Source organism: Amycolatopsis sp. NPDC004772 (assembly GCF_053601215.1).
In genome coordinates, this window is sequence record NZ_JBSGBK010000014.1 from 87,471 (window position 1) to 104,730 (window position 17,260).

The following is a 17,260-nucleotide window of genomic DNA, read 5'->3' on the forward strand; positions in this document are numbered from 1 at the left end:
CGACAGCGCGACGCTCGCAGGCCTGTCCCTGCCGAGCGCCCTGTCGGCACGGCTGACCGGCGCTCGAAGCTGACCCTTCCCCGATTTCCCCCGCCCTGGGCGCGAAACCGCCGGGGGAGGGTCGACGCGCTCCGCCCGGTTTCGCGCAGTTCCGTTCCAGCGCAGGGAAAACCCATGACCAAGCAACAGTACGTGCGGACCAAGCCGCACCTGAACATCGGCACGATGGGGCACGTCGACCACGGCAAGACCACCCTCACCGCGGCCATCACCAAGGTCCTCGCCGAGCGGGGTGGGGCCGACTTCGTCGCCTTCGACCGCATCGACCGCGCGCCGGAGGAGATCGAGCGCGGCATCACCATCAACATCGCGCACGTCGAGTACGAGACGCCGACCAGGCACTACGCGCACGTCGACATGCCCGGGCACGCCGACTACGTCAAGAACATGATCACCGGCGCCGCCCAGCTGGACGGCGCGGTGCTCGTGGTCTCGGCCCAGGACGGCGCGATGCCGCAGACCCGCGAGCACGTCGTCCTGGCGCGCCGGATCGGCGTCGAGCACCTCGTCGTCGCGCTCAACAAGGCCGACGTCGCCGACGACGAGGAGCTGCTCGACCTGGTCGAGCTCGAGGTGCGCGAGCTGCTGACCCGGTACGGGTTCGACGGCGACGCCGTGCCCGTGGTCCGGGTTTCCGGGCTGCGCGCGCTCGCGGGCGACCCGCGGTGGACGCAGCGCGTCCTCGACCTCCTGGAGGCCGTCGACGAGCACGTGCCGATCCCGCCGCGGCGGCTCGACCTGCCGTTCCTGATGCCGATCGAGAACGTCCTCACCATCACCGGCCGCGGCACCGTCGTGACCGGCGCGGTGGAGCAGGGCACCCTCGCCGTCGGCGACGCGGTCGAGGTGATCGGCCTCGGCCCGGCGGTGACCACCGTCGCCACCGGGCTCGAGACGTTCGGCAAGCCGATGGACCGCGCCGAGGCGGGCGACAACGCCGCGGTGCTCCTGCGCGGGGTCAAGCGCGGCGAGGTCCGGCGCGGCCAGGTCGTCTGCCTGCCGGGCAGCGTCCGCCCGCACACGCGGTTCCGCGCGGACGTCCACGTGCTCTCGGCCGCCGAGGGTGGCCGGCGGACGCCGTTCGCGGCGAACTACCGGCCGCAGTTCCACTTCCGCACCAGCGACGTCGTCGGGGTGGTCGCCCTCGCCGAAGGCGTCACCGTCGTCCGGCCGGGCGACGCCGCGGAGCTGACGGTCGAACTCGGCCAGCCGGTCGCGATGAGCCCGGGCCTCGGGTTCGCCATGCGCGAAGGCCGGCTGACCGTCGCCGCCGGCACCGTCCGCGAGGTGCTGGACTGAAGATCGGGCTCGTCCCCGCCCACGGGCGGGGACGAGCTTGACTCATCCGATCATTTGCTCTTAGCTGAACACGCATCCCGATCCGCCGTCGGAAGCGCGGGCTTCCGCCATGCGAGATTAGGGAGACTTCGTGGGAAGAGCGTTGAGCCGCCGCCGTGCCGTCGTCTGGGGAGCCGCGGGCGCGGCCCTGCCATTGGTCGGATCTCCGGTGGCCGAAGCCGAGGAATTCGGGAACCAGCCGGGCCGCTTCTTCGACGTCACGAAGTTCGGCGCGAAAGGCGACGGCCGCACGATCGACACCGCGGCGATCAACCGCGCGATCGACGCGGCCGCGACCCGCGGCGGCACCGTGTACTTCCCGGCCGGGACGTACGCGAGCTATTCGATCCACCTCAAGAGCAACATCGCGCTGTACCTCGGCGCCGGCGCGACGATCCTGGCCGCCGCCCCGGCCGGCGGGCGGGGCTACGACCCCGCCGAACCGGGCGCGGGCAACCCGTACCAGGACTTCGGGCACAGCCACTGGCACAACAGCCTGATCTGGGGTGAGAACCTCGAGAACGTCACCATCGAGGGGCCCGGCAAGATCGACGGCCAGGGCCTGGTCGCCGGCGGCAGCGCGGAATCGGCGCCGCTCAACGGGAACAAGGCGATCGCGCTCAAGCTGTGCCGCAACATCGCGATCCGCGACATCACCATCGTCAACGGCGGGCACTTCGGCATCCTGCCCACCGGCGTCGACAACTTCCGCATCGAAGGCCTGGTGATCGACACCAACCGCGACGGCATCAACATCGACTGCTGCAAGAACGTCCGGATCGCCGGCACGACGGTGAATTCGCCCAACGACGACGCCATCGTCTTGAAGAGCTCGTACGCGCTGAACCAGGTGCGCGACACCGAAAACGTCACCATCGACAACTGCTTCGTCAGCGGCTACGACCTCGGCACCCTCGTCGGGGGCACGTTCAAGACGTCGTCCTACGGCCGCACCGGCCGCGTGAAGTTCGGCACCGAGTCCAACGGCGGCTTCCGCAACATCGCGATCTCCAACGTGGTCTTCGAGCACTGCCGCGGCCTGGCGCTGGAAACGGTGGACGGCGGCCGGCTGGAGGATGTCACGATCAGCAACCTGACCATGCGCAACGTCCAGATGCCGCTGTTCCTGCGCTTGGGCGCGCGGATGCGCGGGCCGGCCGGCATCCCGGTCGGGTTCCTGCGCCGGGTGAGCATCAGCGACGTCACGACGATCGACGCGGACCCGCGCTACCCCTCGTGCCTCGCCGGGATTCCGGGCCACCCGATCGAGGACGTCAAGCTGAGCAACATCCGCCACCACCTGGCGGGCGGCCTGACGCCGGGGGACGCCGTGCCGAACCCGCCGGAGCTGGAGACCGCGTACCCGGAACCGTCGATGTTCGGCACGCTCCCGGCGTACGGCTTCTTCGTCCGCCACGCCCGGGGAATCAGCTGGGCCGACGTCGATGTGCGCTTCGGCAAGCCGGACACGCGCCCGGCGTTCGTCCTGCGGGACGTGGCCGACGCCGACGTGCACCACTGCCGCGCGGAGAAGGTGGCGGGCACGCCGACGTTCGTCCTCGACGCCGTGGACGACTTCCGGGTGAGCGACGGCCGCCCGGTGCCGGAAGCCCGGGTCGGCCACGCGGATCACCAGGAGCTGTAGGGACTTCCGGCCGGGTCCTGGCGCCGCCGCGGGACCCGGCCGGTCGGCAGCCGGTCAGCGGCCGCGCAGCTTCGGGCGGGCCAGGCCGACCACGGAAATGACGATCAGGGCCACCGCGGCCACCGCCGCGATCACCGTCAGGACGGGCGCCCGGCCTTCGGTGCCGGTCAGGGTGAGGATGCTCGAGACGAGCAGAACCGCCCCCACGCCCAGGTAGAGCCAGCACAGCGAAACCGTGGCGGGGATGAAGTGCCAACGCCGGTCGGCCATCGAAACCTCCTCGATCGGGTGCTATCCGGAACTGCCCCGATCCGGAGTCGATCAAACCGGCGGGAATCCACCGTGACCCGCGCCCGGCGAGCAAGCCGTCGCAAACCTGCGAGCCCGCGCGAGCCGCCGCCGGTTTCACTGGGCCGCATGAACGCACCAGCGCCGCGGTGGCCAGCCGTCTTCGCCGTCACCGTCGGGATCTTCGCCATCGTCACCACGGAAATCCTGCCGATCGGGCTGCTGACGCCGATCGCGGCCGGGTTCGGCGTCTCGGCCGGAACCGCCGGCTGGACCATGACCGTGCCCGGGTTCGTCGCCGCGGTCGCCGCGCCGGTGGTCACCGTCGCGGCCGGCCGGCTCGACCGGCGCGTGCTGCTGGGCGGCCTCCTGGTGCTGCTCGCGGCCGCCGGCTTCCTCACTGCCGCCGCGCCCGCGTTCTGGGTGCTCCTGGCCGGCCGGTTCCTGGTCGGCGTCGTCATCGGCGGCTTCTGGTCGATCGGCGCCGGCCTGGCACCCCGGCTCGTCGGGACCGCGGCCGCCGCGCGGGCGACGTCGGTCATCTTCGCCGCCGTGCCCCTCGGATCGGTGCTGGGCGTGCCGCTCGGCACCCTAGTCGGTCAGCTCGCGGGCTGGCGGACGGCGTTCCTCCTGCTCGGCGTCCTGAGTTTCGGAACCGCCGCGGCCCTCGTGCAGCTGGCCGTCCTGAGTGGACTCCTGCGGCGGCGCGGTGTCCGAAATGGACCATTGGTGACGTTCCTCGTGGTCCTCGCCGCCTTCGGCACCTACACCTACGTCACGCCGCTGCTGCGGGACGTCGTCCGGCCGGAGGTGCTCAGCGCCTACCTGCTGGTGTACGGCGTCGCCAGGATCGCGGGCACCTTCCTGGCCGGTCGGTACCGGACCGGCTTCGCGCTCGCGGCCACGCTGATCGCGGTGGCGGTCTTCGCCGTGGTCGACGCGGTGTCGGTGCCGGCCGTGATGACGTGCGGGGGAGTGGCCGCCCTGCTCGCGGCGGCGGTGATTCAGGGGGCGCGCCGCACCGGCGGCCCGGCCGGCGGGACGCCGAGCCGCTCCGCCTCGCGGTAGCGGTTGTCGAGGACGCACCCGGTCGTGTCGCAGTCTCGACGTTCCGCTGGTCGGAACACAAGCCTGTCCTGACCCGGCGGCCCGGTGCGACGGTCGGGACATGGCTCCCGTGATGGCGGCGATCGTCGGCCCCGGCAACATCGGCACCGATTTGCTGGCGAAGCTGCGACGCAGTGAAGTGATCGAAGTCGGGTACGTGGTCGGCGTGGTCGAGTCGGACGGCCTCGAGCGCGCCCGCGCGCAGGGGATCGCGGCGTCGGCCGAGGGCGTCGACTGGCTGCTGCGCCAGGATCCCCTGCCGGAACTCGTGTTCGAAGCGACGTCGGCGAAGGCGCACGCCGCGAACGCGCCGCGGTACGAGGAAGCCGGCCTCCAGGCGATCGACCTGACCCCGGCGCACCTCGGGCCGATGGTCTGCCCGCCGGTGAACCTCGGCGCGCACCTCGACGCGCCGAACGTCTCGATGATCACCTGCGGCGGCCAGGCCACGATCCCCATGGTGCACGCCGTCTCCCGGGTCACGCCGGTGCCGTACGCGGAGATCGTCGCGTCGGTCGCCTCGCGCGGCGCGGGGCCGGGGACACGGGCGAACATCGACGAGTTCACGCGCACGACGTCGCAGGCGGTGGCCGAGATCGGCGGGGCCGGGCGCGGCAAGGCGATCATCATCCTCAACCCGGTCGAACCGCCGATGATCATGCGGGACACGGTCTTCTGCGCGATCCCGCTCGACGCCGACCGCGAAGCCGTCACGGCGTCGATCCACGAAATGGTCGCCGAAGTGCAGAAATACGTGCCCGGCTACACGCTGCGCGCCGATCCGCAGTTCGACGACGCGCGCGAAGACTGGGACGGCAACGCACGGGTCGGCATCTTCCTCGAAGTCCGCGGGAACGGCGACTACTTGCCGGAGTACGCCGGGAACCTGGACATCATGACCGCCGCGGCCGCCCGGGTGGGCGAGCTGATGGCCCGCGCGAAGCAGGAGGTTTCCGCATGACCCGGCCGGATCTGCGCCACGACGTCCGGATCGTCGACACGACGCTGCGCGACGGCAGTCACGCGATGGCCCACCGGTTCACCGAGCAGCAGGTGCGCAACACCGTGCGCGCGCTGGACCGCGCGGGGGTCGAGGTGATCGAGGTGACCCACGGCGACGGCCTCGGCGGCTCGTCGTTCACCTACGGCTTCTCCGCCGTCGACGAACTCAAGCTGATCTCCGCGGCCCGCGAAGAGGCGAAGCAGGCGAAGATCGCGGTGCTGCTCGTGCCGGGGATCGGCACGGCCGAGGACCTGCAGCGCGCCTTCGACGCGGGCGCGGAGATGGTCCGGGTGGCGACGCACTGCACCGAAGCCGACGTCTCGCCGCAGCACTTCGGCCTGGCGCGCGAACTCGGCATGGAGACGGCCGGGTTCCTGATGATGGCGCACCGGACGCCGCCGGAAGACCTCGCGAAGCAGGCCCGGATCATGGTGGACGCGGGCTGCCAGGCGGCGTACGTGACGGACTCCGCGGGCGCGTTGCTGATGCACGAGGCCCGCGCCCGCTTCGAAGCGCTGGTCGCCGAGGTCGGCGACACGGCGTGGGTCGGCTACCACGGGCACCAGAACCTCTCGCTCGGCGTCGCGAACTCGGTCCTGGCGTACGAGGCGGGCGTCCGGTACATCGACGGCTCGCTGTGCGCGCTCGGCGCCGGCGCGGGCAATTCGCCGACGGAGGTCTTGGCGGCGGTGTTCGACCGCCTGGGGATCGACACGGGCCTCGACGTCGGCGGCCTGCTCGACGCGGCGGAGGAGGTCGTGCGCCCATACCTGCACCGCTGGCCGAAGATGGACCGCAACGCGATCGTCCAGGGCTGGGCCGGGGTCTATTCGAGCTTCCTGCTGCACGCGGAACGCGCGGCGGAACGCTACGGCGTCCCGGCCCAGGCGATCCTGCACCGGTGCGGCGAGCTCGCGCTGGTGGGCGGCCAGGAGGACATGATCATCGACGTCGCGGTGCAGCTGGCGGCGGAGGGGTAGGCAACCGGACGGCGGCTCCGGGCGTGAGAAGGCCATGGAACGAATCCGGCTTGCGCTCGCGGCGGTATCGGTGACGGCTTGCCTTGCTGCGTGCGCGAGCCCGATCACGACCGCCTTGCCCCTGCTCACCCCGGCCAAGCCGGTCCCGCCGGTCCCGCCGGTGGCGGTCGCGCCACCGGCGTCACCCGTGAAGATCACGGCCGCCTGCCCGTTCCTCGGCCTGGCGGACCTGCAGCAGCTCCTGGAGACCAGCGAAGACCTCATGGCGACCGAGCAGTCTGTCGAGACGGCCGTGCCCGACACCGAATTCCGGTGCCGCTACGAGGGCAAGTACGTCCACCCGTGGCTGCTCGACCTGTGGATTTCGTCCGCGGCCGGCTCCCTCCCACCGGAGGAAGCGATGAAGAACATCCGGAAGGACTGCAGCGGACCGGTGACTCCGGTGCCGGAGGCCGGCGAGGGCGCGTACTTCTGCGACCGCGCCGGCCTCGACCAGGCGGAGATGGTGGTGCTCGGCAAGCGCAGCCACGGCGAGAACCGCGTGGCGGTGGCGTACGTGCTCAAGCACCGCAAGGACGTCTACGCCCGCCTGGCGAAACTGCTCGCCGAGCGGCTCTAGGCCGGCGCGAACCGGTCCAGCGCGGCAAGCTTCCACCCGCGTTTGACGTCGCTCGCGCGGTGCCCGGACCGGTCGTCGACGAGCAGTTCGGCGCCCGGCTACGCTTCGGCCAGCTCCCACGCCGTCGTCACCGGGCAGCTGAGGTCGAGCCGGCCGTGGATCAGCACGCCGGGGATGCCCGCAAGGCGCCCGGCGTCGCGGATCACCGCGCCGTCGGCGAGCCAGCCGGCGTGCGCGTAATGGTGCGTGGTGAGCCGGACGAACGCCAGCAGCGCGTCGTCCGGCGGTCCACTGTGGACGTCCGCGGTGGCGCCCGGTTCGAGGGACAGGACCGTTTCTTCCCAGGCGTTCCACGCGAGGGCGGCGCTGTCGCGCCGGTCCGGGTCGGCCATCAGCCGGGCGTAGGCGGCCACGACGTCGTCGTCCCCGGCGACGTCGCGGAAGCGTTGCCACGCCTCGGGGAAGAAGCGGCCGGCGCCGCGGTACAGCCAGTCGATCTCCGACCGGCGCGTGGTGCTGATCGCGCTGACCACGATTTCGGTCACCCGGCCCGGGAAGCGTTCGGCGTACACCAGGGCGAGGGTCGTGCCCCACGAGCCACCCGTCACCAGCCAGCGTTCGACGCCGAGGTGCTCCCGCAGCCGTTCGAGGTCGGCGACGAGGTCGTCGGTGGTGTTGTGCCGCAACGACGTCGCGGGATCGGCGGCGTGCGGACGGCTCCGGCCGCAGCCGCGCTGGTCGAGCAGTACGACGCGGTACCTGGCCGGGTCGAACATCCGCCGCATGCCGGGTGTGCAGCCCTGGCCGGGCCCGCCGTGCAGCACGACCGCCGGTTTGCCGTCCGGGTTCCCGCAGGTCTCCCAGTACACCTGGTGGCCGTCGCCGACGTCGAGCAGCCCGTGGGCATAGGGCTCGATGGGCGGGTGGAGGTCGATCACCCGCCCATCCTGCCCGGTACTCAGGCGGGTTCGCCGAACCACCCGCGCAGCGCGGCGTCGAGGCCGGCTGTCGAACCGTCCTCGCTCGCCCAGGCGATGTGCCCGTCCGGCCGGACCAGCACGCCGGTCAGGGCCGGCTCGCTGTCGCACTTCGCGGACAACACGTTTACGCGGCCGGCCCACCCGGCGGCCGTCTCGCGCAGGCCGGCGTCCTCGGCGAGGTCGAGCAGGAGCGCCTTGCCGTCGTGGAGGCGCTCGCCGAGCCGGGTGCCGTCGGCGAAGGCGAAGTCGGGGGCGGCGCGGCCGGTGAGGTCGTGCTCGCCGTCGATCGCGTAGCGGTGCAGGACGCCGGAGAGCTTCTTGGCGAGGTAGGTCGCGCCGTCGCCGGTGGCCAGCAGATCGGTCATGACTTGGCGCAGCGCCCTGGTGCGCACGTCGCTGCGCATCAGCGCGACCTGCGCCCGGGTCCACTCGAGCACCCACTCGCCGATCGGGTGCCGCTCGGCCGTGTAGGTGTCGAGCAGGCCTTCGGGCGCCCAGCCCCGGATGGTCGCGGCGAGCTTCCAGCCGAGGTTGACCGCGTCGCCGATGCCGAGGTTGAGACCCTGCCCGCCGAAGGGGGAGTGGACGTGCGCGGCGTCCCCGGCCAGCAGCACGCGGCCCTGACGGTAGGTGGTCGCCTGGCGCGCGTTGTCGGTGAAGCGTGTCGCGCTGTGGACCTTCGTCACCCGGACGTCCGCCCCGGAGACCCGCCGGAAGCTGTCTTCGATTTCCTGCGCGGTGATCGGTGCGTCGCGGTCCTCCGGCGGCCCGTCGAACTCGACGGTGAGGACCCGCCCGGGCGTCGGGCCGTGGACGTAGAGCCCGCCGGGGCCGTGCTGCCACCCGGCGGGCAGGGCCTCGGCGCCGGTGAGTTCGGTGAGCGCCTGCCGCCCGGTGATGGCGGGGTCGGTGCCGGGGAAGTCGAAGCCCGCCAGTTTCCGCACCCGGCTCCGCCCGCCGTCGGCCCCGACGAGCCAGCCCGCGCGCACGGATTCGCCGTCGCCGAGGTGCACGGTCACGCCGCTGTCGTCGGCGTCGAACCCGGTGAGCTCGGCCCCGCGCCGGATCTCGACGCCCAGTTCGGCGGCGCGCTCGGCCAGGATCGCCTCGACGGCCTGCTGCTGGATGACGACGACCCGGGCGGCGGGCCCGACGTCCCGGAAGGCGGGATCGTCGAAGTCGACCCCGCCCGAGGTCACCATGATCCCGGCGAAGTGCCCCACCGGAACGGCTTTGGGGCCACCCCCGCCCCGGGATTCGAGAAACTTCTGGATCTGCGCGAAGTTCTGCTGCACGACGGCGTCCATCGCGGGCAGCAGCCCCCGCCGGTAGAAGGCTTCGGCCGTGGTCAGGTTGACCGACCCGGCCTTGATCGTCTGGTCCGGCTCGGGCAGCCGTTCGACGACGAGCACGTCCACGCCCGCCAGCCGCAGTTCGCAGGCCAGCATCAAGCCGACCGGTCCGCCCCCGGAGATCACCACATCCCTGTTCATGGCTCCGATGATGCCGCGAAACTTTTACCGAGTCAAACTTTGAGCTCGGTCTATACTCTCTGCTCATGGCTGACCCCGGACTGCGCGAACGGAAGAAGCAGGCCACCCGCTTGCTGATCTCGAACGTGGCGACAGGCCTGTTCATCCAGCGCGGCTTCGAGGAGGTGACGGTGGCGGAGATAGCAGAGGCGGCGGGTGTCTCGAAGATGACGGTGTTCAACTACTTCCCGCGCAAGGAGGACCTGTTCCTCGACCGCCACGCGGACCGCCTGGCGGAGCTGACCTCAGTGGTCAGGGACCGGTCGGCGGGGGTGTCGCCATGTGAAGCGTTGCGGCGTCACCAGCATGCGCTGTTGTCCTCGGGTCACCCGTTGTCGGGAGCGATCGCGGGCGGACCGGGCTTCTGGTGGGTGCTGACATCGAGCCCGGCGTTGATGGCGCGCTGGTACGAGCAGGAGCGCGAGATCGCGGAGGCCTTCACCTCGGTATTGGCGGAAGAGACGGGCGACGCCTTCCGCTCCCGCATGGTGGCCGGCCTGCTCACGACGGCGATCACGACGGTCTTCGCCCACGCCATGGGCCGCATCGTGGCGGGCGACGACGCTGAACTGGTCCGGCAGGACCAGGTCGCGGTGATCGACCAGGCCTTCGACCTGGTGGAACACGGCGTGGGCGATTTCCCGCCGGGCGTTACGAGCGCTAATGTTCCGTAAGAAACTTTAGCTGGAGTAACGTGGTGCCTCCTCATACGGTGACGGAGTGCTGCCTCTCCTCCTGGCCGGGTTCGGAACCGGCCTCTCGCTGATCGTGGCGATCGGCTCCCAGAACGCCTTCCTGCTCCAACAAGGCTTGCGCGGTGGCGCCGTGGCGCCGTTGGTCGTCATCTGTGCCGTCTCGGATCTTGTTCTCATCGGGCTCGGGGTCAGCGGTGTCGGCGCCGTGCTGGAGCGGTGGCCGATGGCGATCGGGGTGATTGCCGTCGGGGGTGGGTTGTTCCTGCTCGGGTACGGGGTGCTCGCCGCGCGGCGGGCGCTGCGGCCGTCCGTGATGACCGTCGGGGAGGAGCGGACGCCGCTGCGGAAGGCGGTGGTTGCCTGTATTGCCTTCACCTGGCTCAATCCGCACGTCTACCTCGACACGGTGCTGCTGCTCGGCTCGGTTGCCGCCGCTCAGGGGGACGGGCGGTGGCTGTTCGGGGTCGGGGCCGGGGTCGCCAGTGCCGTCTGGTTCAGTGCGCTCGGCTTCGGCGCGCGACGGCTGGCCGGGGTGTTCGCCAAGCCCATGGCGTGGCGCGTGCTGGACGTCGTGATCGCCGTGACGATGACCGGCCTGGGAGTCGGCATGCTGCTCGGCCACGTGTGATCACCAGAGCGCCGACTCCGGCGGACGTTCCAGGTCCAGCAGGAACTCCTTGCGTTTCAAGCCGCCCGCGTAACCCGTCAGCTTCCCGCCTTTGCCGACGACGCGGTGACACGCCACCAGGATGCTCAGCGGGTTGCGGCCCACCGCCGCGCCGACGTCGTGGGGCAACGCCTGCAAGGAGCGCGCGAGGTCGCCGTACGTTGCCGTGCTTCCGTAGGGAATCGACGCGATCTCCGCCCACACCGCACGGTCGAAGTCGGGGCCCGTGGCCTGCGTCGAGACGTCGAATTCCGTGCGCTGGCCGGCGAAGTACTCCTTCAGTTGCCGGGCGGCCTCGGGGAACGCCGTGTCGTCGCGGTGGCCGAAGGTCGCGCGGTCCGGACGCGGCCAGTGGTTCGGGAAGTACAGGCCGGTGACGGTGTCGCCGTCGCCGGTCACGGTCAGCCGGCCGATCGGGGAATCCAGTACTGCGTGCTTCATGAGGTCTCCCAAGTTGTGCCGTCCGGGTGGGCGCCGCGCAGGCCCGGGATCGGGTAGCCGGCCAGCGCCGAGGTGGCGAAGGTTCGGTGTGGACTCCAGGACGTCGAGAGCTGCAACCGTCGCGCCATGCCCGCCCAGCCGGCCGGAGTGGCGCTGACGACCCACGCGTCCGGCTCCGGCGCGGCGAAGCGACGCGCCTGGCGCAGCCACGAGGCCGCCGCCTCGGGCCAGGTCACCGTCGCCAGCACCATGCCGCCCCACGTCGCGGCGATCTGCTCGCCGTCGGCGCGGGACGACGTGTCCGTGCCGATGACGATGTGCCGGGCCCGGCCGATCAGGCCGAGCAGCGCCTCGAGTTCGGGGGACGTCATGCTGCGTCGTGGAAGACGAGGCCGAGGGTGTGCCTGCGGCCCGAACGGACTGCGGAAACGCCGTGGCGGACCGGGGCCGCCGACCAGCCGCGGGCCGAGCGGACCGGCCGGTCGCGGGTGGTGAAGACGAGGCCGTGGCCCTGCGGGATGAGGGTCGCCGTGCCGCGGGACTGGGCGCGTGGCCGTTGTTCGACGAGGAGGAACTCGCCGCCGGTGTGGTCGGTGCCCGGGTCGTTGAGGTTGATCACCACCTGCAGCGGGAACACCTTGTCGCCGTAGAGGTCGCGGTGCAGGGCGTTCCAGCCGCCGGTCTCGTACCGGAGCAGGATCGGCGTCGGCCGCCGTTGCCCCGCGGCGTGGCACACCGCCAGCCATTCGTCCAAAGTGGACGGCCACTCGGCGGGGCGGCCGAGGCGGATGGACCAGTCTTGCGCGATCGGCAGCAGGCGCGGGTAGAGCGCCTGGCGTAGGCGTTGGACGGGTTCCGGGAACGGCGAGGCGAAGTAGTGGTAATCGCCGTTGTCGCCGAAACGGTGACGGCGGAGGTTCACGGTCGCCCGGAAGTGTGATGGCTGGTCCCAGAGTGCGATGAGACGCGTGCACTCGGCCGGGGTGAGCAGCTGCGGCAGGAGCGCGCAGCCGTAGTCATCGACCTCGTCGGCCACCGCAGCCCAGTCCGCCGCGGCGACGCGCTCTTCGAACGTTTTCATGATGCCTTCTTGGTCGGTGGGGCTTGGGTGGTCATGCAGCTTCCGTGGGCAGGAGAACGCACTTGGATCCCGCGTGGCACAGTCGGCGGCGGGTTGAGCACGCGGTTTCGGCGACCGGCGCGGTCAGGCTGGAGGCGCGTGCTGTCGCGCCGCACCGGGGCGGCGGGCGGTGCGGCAATACGCGAGCACTACCGGCGGCGTGCCGGGTGCCTGGCCGGGGTCGTCGGCGGTCAGCGCGGCCCGGGCGGCAGCGTGGGCGTCACGCTGCCTCCAGGGTCAGCAGGGCTCGCTTGGCTTCCGGGCCGCCTGCGTACTGGCCGTACGAGCCGTCCGAGCGGACTACCCGGTGGCAGGGCAGGACCACCGGTACCGGGTTCAGCGCACAGGCCGTGCCCACCGCGCGGACCGCCTTCGGACTGCCTGCCGCCGCTGCTACCTGGGCGTAGCTTTCCGTGCGGCCGTACGCGATTTCTGCCAGGTGGCTCAGCACCGCGCGCCGGAAGCCGCGGGCCAGGCGGAGGTCCAAGGGGACGTCGAAGGCTTGCCGCCGGCCGGCGAAGTACTCCTCCAGCTGGCGGGCCACCGGCTCCAGGCGGGCCGGGGCCCGGAGGATGCGGGGGCTGATGGCCGCCGCCAGCTCGGCCAGCACCGCGTCGTGATCCTGGCGGTCGAAAGCCACCTTCACCAGGCCCTGCTCGGTTGCCGCCAGCAGCAGGGGACCGACCGGTGAGTCGACCGTGTCGTAAGCGACGTCCAGCAAGCCCTGGCGCGCCGCGTCGGCGACCAGCCGCTCGTGCATCACGCTCGAATCGAGCAGGATCTCGTCGCCGAAGAACTGGAACATGTCCGTCATGAGTGCGCTCCTTCCAGGGGGTAGACGGCCCGCAGTGACTTGACGCCGTCGGCGGCCGCGCGGCGGGCGGCCTCGACCGTGCCTCCGGTGATCTCCGCGATTTCGCGGTACGGCAGCCCGGCCAGGTAGTGGTAAGCGACGGCGATGCGCTGCTTGTCCGGCAACCTCGCCAGCGCGTCCCACAAGTCGCCGTTCCACGCGGCCTCGCCCCCTGGCCGGTCCGGCACCTCCTCGACCGGGATCGGGCCGCGGGCCTGCGCGCGGGTGACGTCGACGGCCTTGCGGTGCGCGATCGTGACGAGCCACGCCTGGACGTTCGCGTCCGCGGGCAGCTCCGGGTACGCCTTCAGAGCCGCCAGGAAGGTCTCCGACCAGGCGTCTTCGGCATCGGCCGGCCCGAGCACGGCCCGGCAGACCCGGAGGACCATCGGCCCGTGCTCGGCGACGACTTGCTCGAACGGTTTCACGATCACATGAGGTAGACGTCCGGGGGCGGCGAAACGTGAGGTCACAATTTCGCGGTGCCGGTCACGACCGTCGCGCCCAGGTCGTCACAGGAGTGCACAAGCGGCGACAACCCCGCCGCAGCAAGGATTTCCGCCAGCACCGGCGCCTGCCGCTCGCTCGATTCGATCAGCAGCGTCCCACCCGGAGCGAGCCACTCCGGCGCACCCGCGGCGACGCGCCGGGCGAGATCCAGGCCGTCCGCGCCGCCGTCGAGCGCCACCAGCGGCTCGTGCAGGCGAGCTTCCGGCGGCATCGTCGCGACGGCGTCCGAAGGCACGTACGGCACGTTCGCCAGCAGGACCGAGACCCGGCCGCGCAGGGACGACGGCAGCGCGTCGTACAGATCGCCCTGGTACACCGCGCCATCCGGCAGGTTGAGCCGCGCGCACGAAACCGCGTCGGGTGAGACGTCGGCGGCGTGCAGCTCACGCGGCGGGCACGCCGCGGCGAACGCGGCACCCAGCGCGCCGGAACCGCAGCACAGGTCGAGCACCACCGGGTCCGGCGGCGCGAGCGAGACGGCGACGTCGACCAGGAACCCGGTGCGGTGGCGCGGCACGAACACCCCGGGCCGCACGATGACGCGCCGGCCGTGGAACTCCGCCCAGCCCAGCAGGTGTTCCAGCGGCAGCCCGGCGACCCGCCGCTCGACGAGCACACCGAGTTCCGCGGGGGTGGTGGCCGCGGCGACCAGGAGCTCGGCCTCGTCCTCGGCGAACACGCAACCCGCGGCGCGCAGCCGGGAGACGACGGTGGAAGTGTCCAACAGGGAAGGAGCCTACAAGACCTGCACCGCGTCGCCGACGTTCAGCCCGTCGAAGAACGCCGCCGAATCGGCGTCGGTCAGGTGGACGCAGCCGTGCGAGGGCGCGTCGAGCGGCCCGGCGTGGAAGGCGATGCCGCCGGCGGCGAAGAACACCGAGTTGGGCATGTCGGTGCCGTACTCGCTGCTGCGGTGCTCGCGGTCCTTCCAGACGACGTGGAACGACCCGGCCGGGGTCGCCTGGTCGGGTGGCCCGAACCCGGCCGGGACCGGGCCGCGGACCACCCGGCCGTCCCGCAGCAGCCAGGCCAGCCGCTGCGCCAGGCTCACGCACGCGCCGGTCGTGACGGCGCACGGCGGTACGGGCGGGGGAGTGGTGCTCGTGGTGGTGACCGGCGTCGTGGTCACCGGCACCGGTTCGGCGATCGGGCTCGGCGTCGTGGTGCGCGGTGCCGAACACGCCGCCGTGACCAGCGCCGCGCCGAGCAGGAGCCCAACACCGGGTCTGCGCATCCGTCGTCCCCTCGCCGAAATCCCTGCCGGGGGTCAATACGGGTGAACGGCCCCGAAGGTTGAGCGCGAGAGGGTTACCCCGATGGGGCGACGGCTATTCCTGCGGGACCGTCACGACCCACCGGCCGGGACGCCGGCGCAGGTACCCCCACCAGTACAGCGCCGACACCACCAGGACACCCGCGGTGATGCCCAGGTCGAGCGCGCTCTGCTCGACCAGGACGTAGGCCAGCGCCGCGACGGCCAGCCCGGGTACGAGCGGCCACGCCGGCATCCGCCACACGTGCGGCTTCCGGTGCGCCGCCCGGCGTGCGCCGAGCGCGGCGGCCGCGACGCTCAGGTACAGCGCGACGACGGCGACCCCGGTGACGCCGCTCAGCGTGTCCACCGGCACGAAGCAGAGGACGGCTTCGGACAGCCCGGTCACCAGCGTCGCGACCCAGGGCGCGCCGAACCGCTCGCTCACCACGCTCATCGCGCGGTTGACCGGCGTCGGCCAGGCTTGGTCACGTGCGGAGGAGAAAAGCACCCGCGAGTTCTGGATGACCATGACGATCACCGCGTTGACGATCGCCGCCGCGATGCACAGGCTGATCGCCACTCCGACCGCCGGCGAACTCCAGCCGGTGACCAGCGCGGTCAGGTCGACGCCGGCGAGCGCGGCAGTGTCCGGCACGGCCAGGGTGATCGCCACGACCGGCACCAGGATGACGACCGCGCTGATCCCGAGCGTCCAGAACACCGTCCGGGCGACGGTCCGGCGCGGCTCGCGCATCTCCTCGGCCAGGTACACGGCGGTACTGAAGCCCTGCACGACGAACAACGCGACGGCGAGCCCGGTGACCACGGCGATCAGCCCGATCCCGCTCGTGCCGAGGCTCGGCTCGACCAGCACGGCCGGGCTCTGCGCGGTGTGCGTGAAGCCGAGCAGCGACACGACGAAGATCGCGACGATCTCGATGACCAGGAAGATCCCGGTGATCCAGGCGTTCGAACGCAGGTTGAGCAGCCCCATCGCGGTGCCCGCGAGCATGACCAGCGCCCCGGCGACCGACGGGTCGACATCGACGACGGCGGCGAGGTAGCCGGCGACGCCGATCGCGATGATCGGCGGCACGACGAGGATGACGACGAACGACAGCATGAACGTCAGCCAGCCGGCGAACCGGTTCGCCACCGTCGTCACCATCGCGTACTCGCCGCCGGCGCTCGGCACCAGCGTCCCCAGTTCGGAGTAGCAGAAGGCGATCCCGACGCAGAGCAGCACCGCGAGGGCGATCGCGAGCGCGGTGCCCGTGCCCAGGTCGGCGAACAGCGGGGGCACGAGGACGAACAGCGACGACGCCGGTGTCACGCAGCTGAGCGTGAGCAGGGTGCCACCGCCGACGCCGATGGACCGGGTGAGGGTCTTCTTCGGGGGCGTGGTGGTGGCGACGTCGGGCGGGGCGGGAGTGCGGGGCATCGGCGTTCCCTCCGGCCGGGGTGCAAGGTGCGACGGATGGAACAGCACTGATTCGGTGCTGTCAACCGGCCTTTGACGACCGAAATCGTTGTCCTAAGACCTTGAGGCATTCGGATTCAGTCACGCACTGTCACGGCGTGGCGGGTTTGCCTGGCATCCCCCGCGTCGGGGATGATCCGGGGCGTGAGCAGCCAGGACACGACCGGCCGGCCCGCCCCGCCGGTGCTCGACGACATCTCGCGGCAGATCATCGCGCAGCTGCAGGAGGACGGGCGGCGCGCGTACGCGACCATCGGCAAGGCGGTCGGCCTGTCCGAGGCGGCGGTCCGGCAGCGGGTGCAGCGGCTGTCCGACTCCGGCGTCATCCAGATCGTCGCCGTGTCGGATCCCTTGCAGGTCGGGCTGTTCCGGCAGGCGATGATCGCGATCACGGTCGACGGCCCGCTGGAACCGGTCGGCGACGCCCTGGCCGAAATGGACGAAATCGCGTACGTGATCCTCTGTGCCGGGCGTTACGACCTGCTGTGCGAGGCCGTCTGTGCCGACGACGAGGCGCTGCTCCAGCTGATCTCGACGCGGATCCGCGCGCTGCCGGGCGTCCGGCACGCGGAGGCGATGGTCTACCTCAAGCTGCGGAAACAGACCTACCAGTGGGGCACTCGCTGACCGTGACGACTAGATCCGAAGGTGTCGGGCGCAGGGAGATCATGAATTAGTCGTCGAAGT

General features: G+C 71.6%; 19 protein-coding genes and 1 pseudogene. 9 read left to right on the plus strand and 11 right to left on the minus strand.

What is annotated here, in order from left to right:
* Positions 1-174 precede the first annotated feature (174 nt).
* Positions 175-1,359, plus strand: coding sequence for an elongation factor Tu (gene tuf / locus ACWEF6_RS11985; RefSeq protein ID WP_449682929.1), 1,185 nt, complete (start codon positions 175-177; stop codon positions 1,357-1,359).
* A 193-nt stretch (positions 1,360-1,552) separates the two neighbouring features.
* Positions 1,553-3,043 carry a rhamnogalacturonidase gene (locus ACWEF6_RS11990; RefSeq protein WP_449682979.1) on the plus strand — a complete coding sequence of 497 codons (1,491 nt, stop codon included), beginning with the start codon at positions 1,553-1,555 and terminating at the stop codon, positions 3,041-3,043.
* A gap of 54 nt (positions 3,044-3,097) precedes the next feature.
* Here ACWEF6_RS11990 and ACWEF6_RS11995 read toward each other — a convergent pair whose 3' ends face one another.
* Positions 3,098-3,313, minus strand: coding sequence for a hypothetical protein (locus tag ACWEF6_RS11995; protein WP_449682930.1), 216 nt, complete (start codon positions 3,311-3,313; stop codon positions 3,098-3,100).
* 147 nt (positions 3,314-3,460) lie between these two features.
* Here ACWEF6_RS11995 and ACWEF6_RS12000 point away from each other — a divergent pair, with 147 nt between their 5' ends.
* The 4 genes from ACWEF6_RS12000 to ACWEF6_RS12015 all read left to right on the plus strand — a co-directional run bounded on the left by ACWEF6_RS12000 (position 3,461) and on the right by ACWEF6_RS12015 (position 7,040).
* A complete protein-coding gene (locus ACWEF6_RS12000) occupies positions 3,461-4,399 on the plus strand; it encodes an MFS transporter (RefSeq protein WP_449682931.1) in 939 nt (312 codons plus the stop codon).
* Positions 4,400-4,499: 100 nt separating this feature from the next.
* Positions 4,500-5,399 (plus strand): acetaldehyde dehydrogenase (acetylating), encoded by a 900-nt coding sequence (locus tag ACWEF6_RS12005; RefSeq protein WP_449682932.1) that lies wholly within the window; start codon positions 4,500-4,502, stop codon positions 5,397-5,399.
* Positions 5,396-6,421 carry a 4-hydroxy-2-oxovalerate aldolase gene (gene dmpG / locus ACWEF6_RS12010; protein WP_449682933.1) on the plus strand — a complete coding sequence of 342 codons (1,026 nt, stop codon included), beginning with the start codon at positions 5,396-5,398 and terminating at the stop codon, positions 6,419-6,421. The genes ACWEF6_RS12005 and dmpG overlap by 4 nt, the downstream gene beginning before the upstream one ends.
* 34 nt (positions 6,422-6,455) lie before the next feature.
* On the plus strand, positions 6,456-7,040 hold the full coding sequence (locus tag ACWEF6_RS12015) for a hypothetical protein (RefSeq protein WP_449682934.1): 585 nt from the start codon (positions 6,456-6,458) through the stop codon (positions 7,038-7,040).
* Here the strand turns inward: ACWEF6_RS12015 and pip are convergent.
* Together pip and ACWEF6_RS12025 are read right to left on the minus strand one after the other, a co-directional pair.
* Positions 7,037-7,978: pseudogene (gene pip, locus ACWEF6_RS12020) on the minus strand (prolyl aminopeptidase). The gene ACWEF6_RS12015 and the pseudogene pip overlap by 4 nt on opposite strands.
* Before the next feature lie 20 nt (positions 7,979-7,998).
* Positions 7,999-9,513 (minus strand): FAD-dependent monooxygenase, encoded by a 1,515-nt coding sequence (locus ACWEF6_RS12025; protein ID WP_449682935.1) that lies wholly within the window; start codon positions 9,511-9,513, stop codon positions 7,999-8,001.
* Between the two features lie 65 nt (positions 9,514-9,578).
* Between ACWEF6_RS12025 and ACWEF6_RS12030 the strand changes: the two genes are divergently transcribed.
* Together ACWEF6_RS12030 and ACWEF6_RS12035 are read left to right on the plus strand one after the other, a co-directional pair.
* Positions 9,579-10,226, plus strand: coding sequence for a TetR/AcrR family transcriptional regulator (locus tag ACWEF6_RS12030; protein ID WP_449682936.1), 648 nt, complete (start codon positions 9,579-9,581; stop codon positions 10,224-10,226).
* A 46-nt stretch (positions 10,227-10,272) separates the two neighbouring features.
* A complete protein-coding gene (locus tag ACWEF6_RS12035; RefSeq protein WP_449682937.1) occupies positions 10,273-10,875 on the plus strand; it encodes a LysE/ArgO family amino acid transporter in 603 nt (200 codons plus the stop codon).
* Here the strand turns inward: ACWEF6_RS12035 and ACWEF6_RS12040 are convergent, their stop codons facing one another.
* The 8 genes from ACWEF6_RS12040 to ACWEF6_RS12075 all read right to left on the minus strand — a co-directional run bounded on the left by ACWEF6_RS12040 (position 10,876) and on the right by ACWEF6_RS12075 (position 16,534).
* Positions 10,876-11,355: a methylated-DNA--[protein]-cysteine S-methyltransferase gene (locus tag ACWEF6_RS12040; protein ID WP_449682938.1), complete on the minus strand. Its 480-nt coding sequence runs from the start codon at positions 11,353-11,355 to the stop codon at positions 10,876-10,878. It abuts the gene before it with no gap.
* Positions 11,352-11,726: a hypothetical protein gene (locus ACWEF6_RS12045; protein WP_449682939.1), complete on the minus strand. Its 375-nt coding sequence runs from the start codon at positions 11,724-11,726 to the stop codon at positions 11,352-11,354. The genes ACWEF6_RS12040 and ACWEF6_RS12045 overlap by 4 nt, the downstream gene beginning before the upstream one ends.
* Positions 11,723-12,436, minus strand: coding sequence for a 2OG-Fe(II) oxygenase (locus tag ACWEF6_RS12050; RefSeq protein WP_449682940.1), 714 nt, complete (start codon positions 12,434-12,436; stop codon positions 11,723-11,725). The genes ACWEF6_RS12045 and ACWEF6_RS12050 overlap by 4 nt, the downstream gene beginning before the upstream one ends.
* Positions 12,437-12,695: 259 nt before the next feature.
* Positions 12,696-13,289: a methylated-DNA--[protein]-cysteine S-methyltransferase gene (locus ACWEF6_RS12055; RefSeq protein ID WP_449682941.1), complete on the minus strand. Its 594-nt coding sequence runs from the start codon at positions 13,287-13,289 to the stop codon at positions 12,696-12,698.
* Complete coding sequence (locus ACWEF6_RS12060; RefSeq protein WP_449682942.1) at positions 13,286-13,762, minus strand: RNA polymerase sigma factor; 477 nt, start codon at positions 13,760-13,762, stop codon at positions 13,286-13,288. Before ACWEF6_RS12060 ends, ACWEF6_RS12055 begins: the two co-directional genes overlap by 4 nt.
* Before the next feature lie 35 nt (positions 13,763-13,797).
* Positions 13,798-14,562, minus strand: a complete 765-nt coding sequence (locus tag ACWEF6_RS12065) for a putative protein N(5)-glutamine methyltransferase (protein ID WP_449682943.1) — start codon at positions 14,560-14,562, stop codon at positions 13,798-13,800.
* A 12-nt stretch (positions 14,563-14,574) separates the two neighbouring features.
* Entirely contained in the window at positions 14,575-15,072 is a 498-nt protein-coding gene (locus ACWEF6_RS12070; RefSeq protein ID WP_449682944.1) for a L,D-transpeptidase, read from the minus strand.
* Positions 15,073-15,166: 94 nt separating this feature from the next.
* Positions 15,167-16,534: an APC family permease gene (locus ACWEF6_RS12075; protein WP_449682945.1), complete on the minus strand. Its 1,368-nt coding sequence runs from the start codon at positions 16,532-16,534 to the stop codon at positions 15,167-15,169.
* Positions 16,535-16,705: 171 nt separating this feature from the next.
* On the opposite strand from ACWEF6_RS12075, the gene ACWEF6_RS12080 reads away from it, so the two are divergent.
* Complete coding sequence (locus tag ACWEF6_RS12080) at positions 16,706-17,200, plus strand: Lrp/AsnC family transcriptional regulator (protein ID WP_410587013.1); 495 nt, start codon at positions 16,706-16,708, stop codon at positions 17,198-17,200.
* The last annotated feature ends 60 nt before the right edge of the window (positions 17,201-17,260 follow it).

What these genes read in the sequence shown, in the direction of transcription:
- tuf (WP_449682929.1), top strand. Translation starts at nt 175, where the DNA reads ATGACCAAGCAACAGTACGTGCGGACCAAGCCGCACCTGAACATCGGC.
- ACWEF6_RS11995 (WP_449682930.1), bottom strand. Translation starts at nt 3,313, where the DNA reads ATGGCCGACCGGCGTTGGCACTTCATCCCCGCCACGGTTTCGCTGTGC.
- ACWEF6_RS12000 (WP_449682931.1), top strand. Translation starts at nt 3,461, where the DNA reads ATGAACGCACCAGCGCCGCGGTGGCCAGCCGTCTTCGCCGTCACCGTC.
- ACWEF6_RS12005 (WP_449682932.1), top strand. Translation starts at nt 4,500, where the DNA reads ATGGCTCCCGTGATGGCGGCGATCGTCGGCCCCGGCAACATCGGCACC.
- dmpG (WP_449682933.1), top strand. Translation starts at nt 5,396, where the DNA reads ATGACCCGGCCGGATCTGCGCCACGACGTCCGGATCGTCGACACGACG.
- ACWEF6_RS12015 (WP_449682934.1), top strand. Translation starts at nt 6,456, where the DNA reads ATGGAACGAATCCGGCTTGCGCTCGCGGCGGTATCGGTGACGGCTTGC.
- ACWEF6_RS12025 (WP_449682935.1), bottom strand. Translation starts at nt 9,513, where the DNA reads ATGAACAGGGATGTGGTGATCTCCGGGGGCGGACCGGTCGGCTTGATG.
- ACWEF6_RS12030 (WP_449682936.1), top strand. Translation starts at nt 9,579, where the DNA reads ATGGCTGACCCCGGACTGCGCGAACGGAAGAAGCAGGCCACCCGCTTG.
- ACWEF6_RS12040 (WP_449682938.1), bottom strand. Translation starts at nt 11,355, where the DNA reads ATGAAGCACGCAGTACTGGATTCCCCGATCGGCCGGCTGACCGTGACC.
- ACWEF6_RS12045 (WP_449682939.1), bottom strand. Translation starts at nt 11,726, where the DNA reads ATGACGTCCCCCGAACTCGAGGCGCTGCTCGGCCTGATCGGCCGGGCC.
- ACWEF6_RS12050 (WP_449682940.1), bottom strand. Translation starts at nt 12,436, where the DNA reads ATGAAAACGTTCGAAGAGCGCGTCGCCGCGGCGGACTGGGCTGCGGTG.
- ACWEF6_RS12055 (WP_449682941.1), bottom strand. Translation starts at nt 13,289, where the DNA reads ATGACGGACATGTTCCAGTTCTTCGGCGACGAGATCCTGCTCGATTCG.
- ACWEF6_RS12070 (WP_449682944.1), bottom strand. Translation starts at nt 15,072, where the DNA reads ATGCGCAGACCCGGTGTTGGGCTCCTGCTCGGCGCGGCGCTGGTCACG.
- ACWEF6_RS12075 (WP_449682945.1), bottom strand. Translation starts at nt 16,534, where the DNA reads ATGCCCCGCACTCCCGCCCCGCCCGACGTCGCCACCACCACGCCCCCG.
- ACWEF6_RS12080 (WP_410587013.1), top strand. Translation starts at nt 16,706, where the DNA reads ATGATCCGGGGCGTGAGCAGCCAGGACACGACCGGCCGGCCCGCCCCG.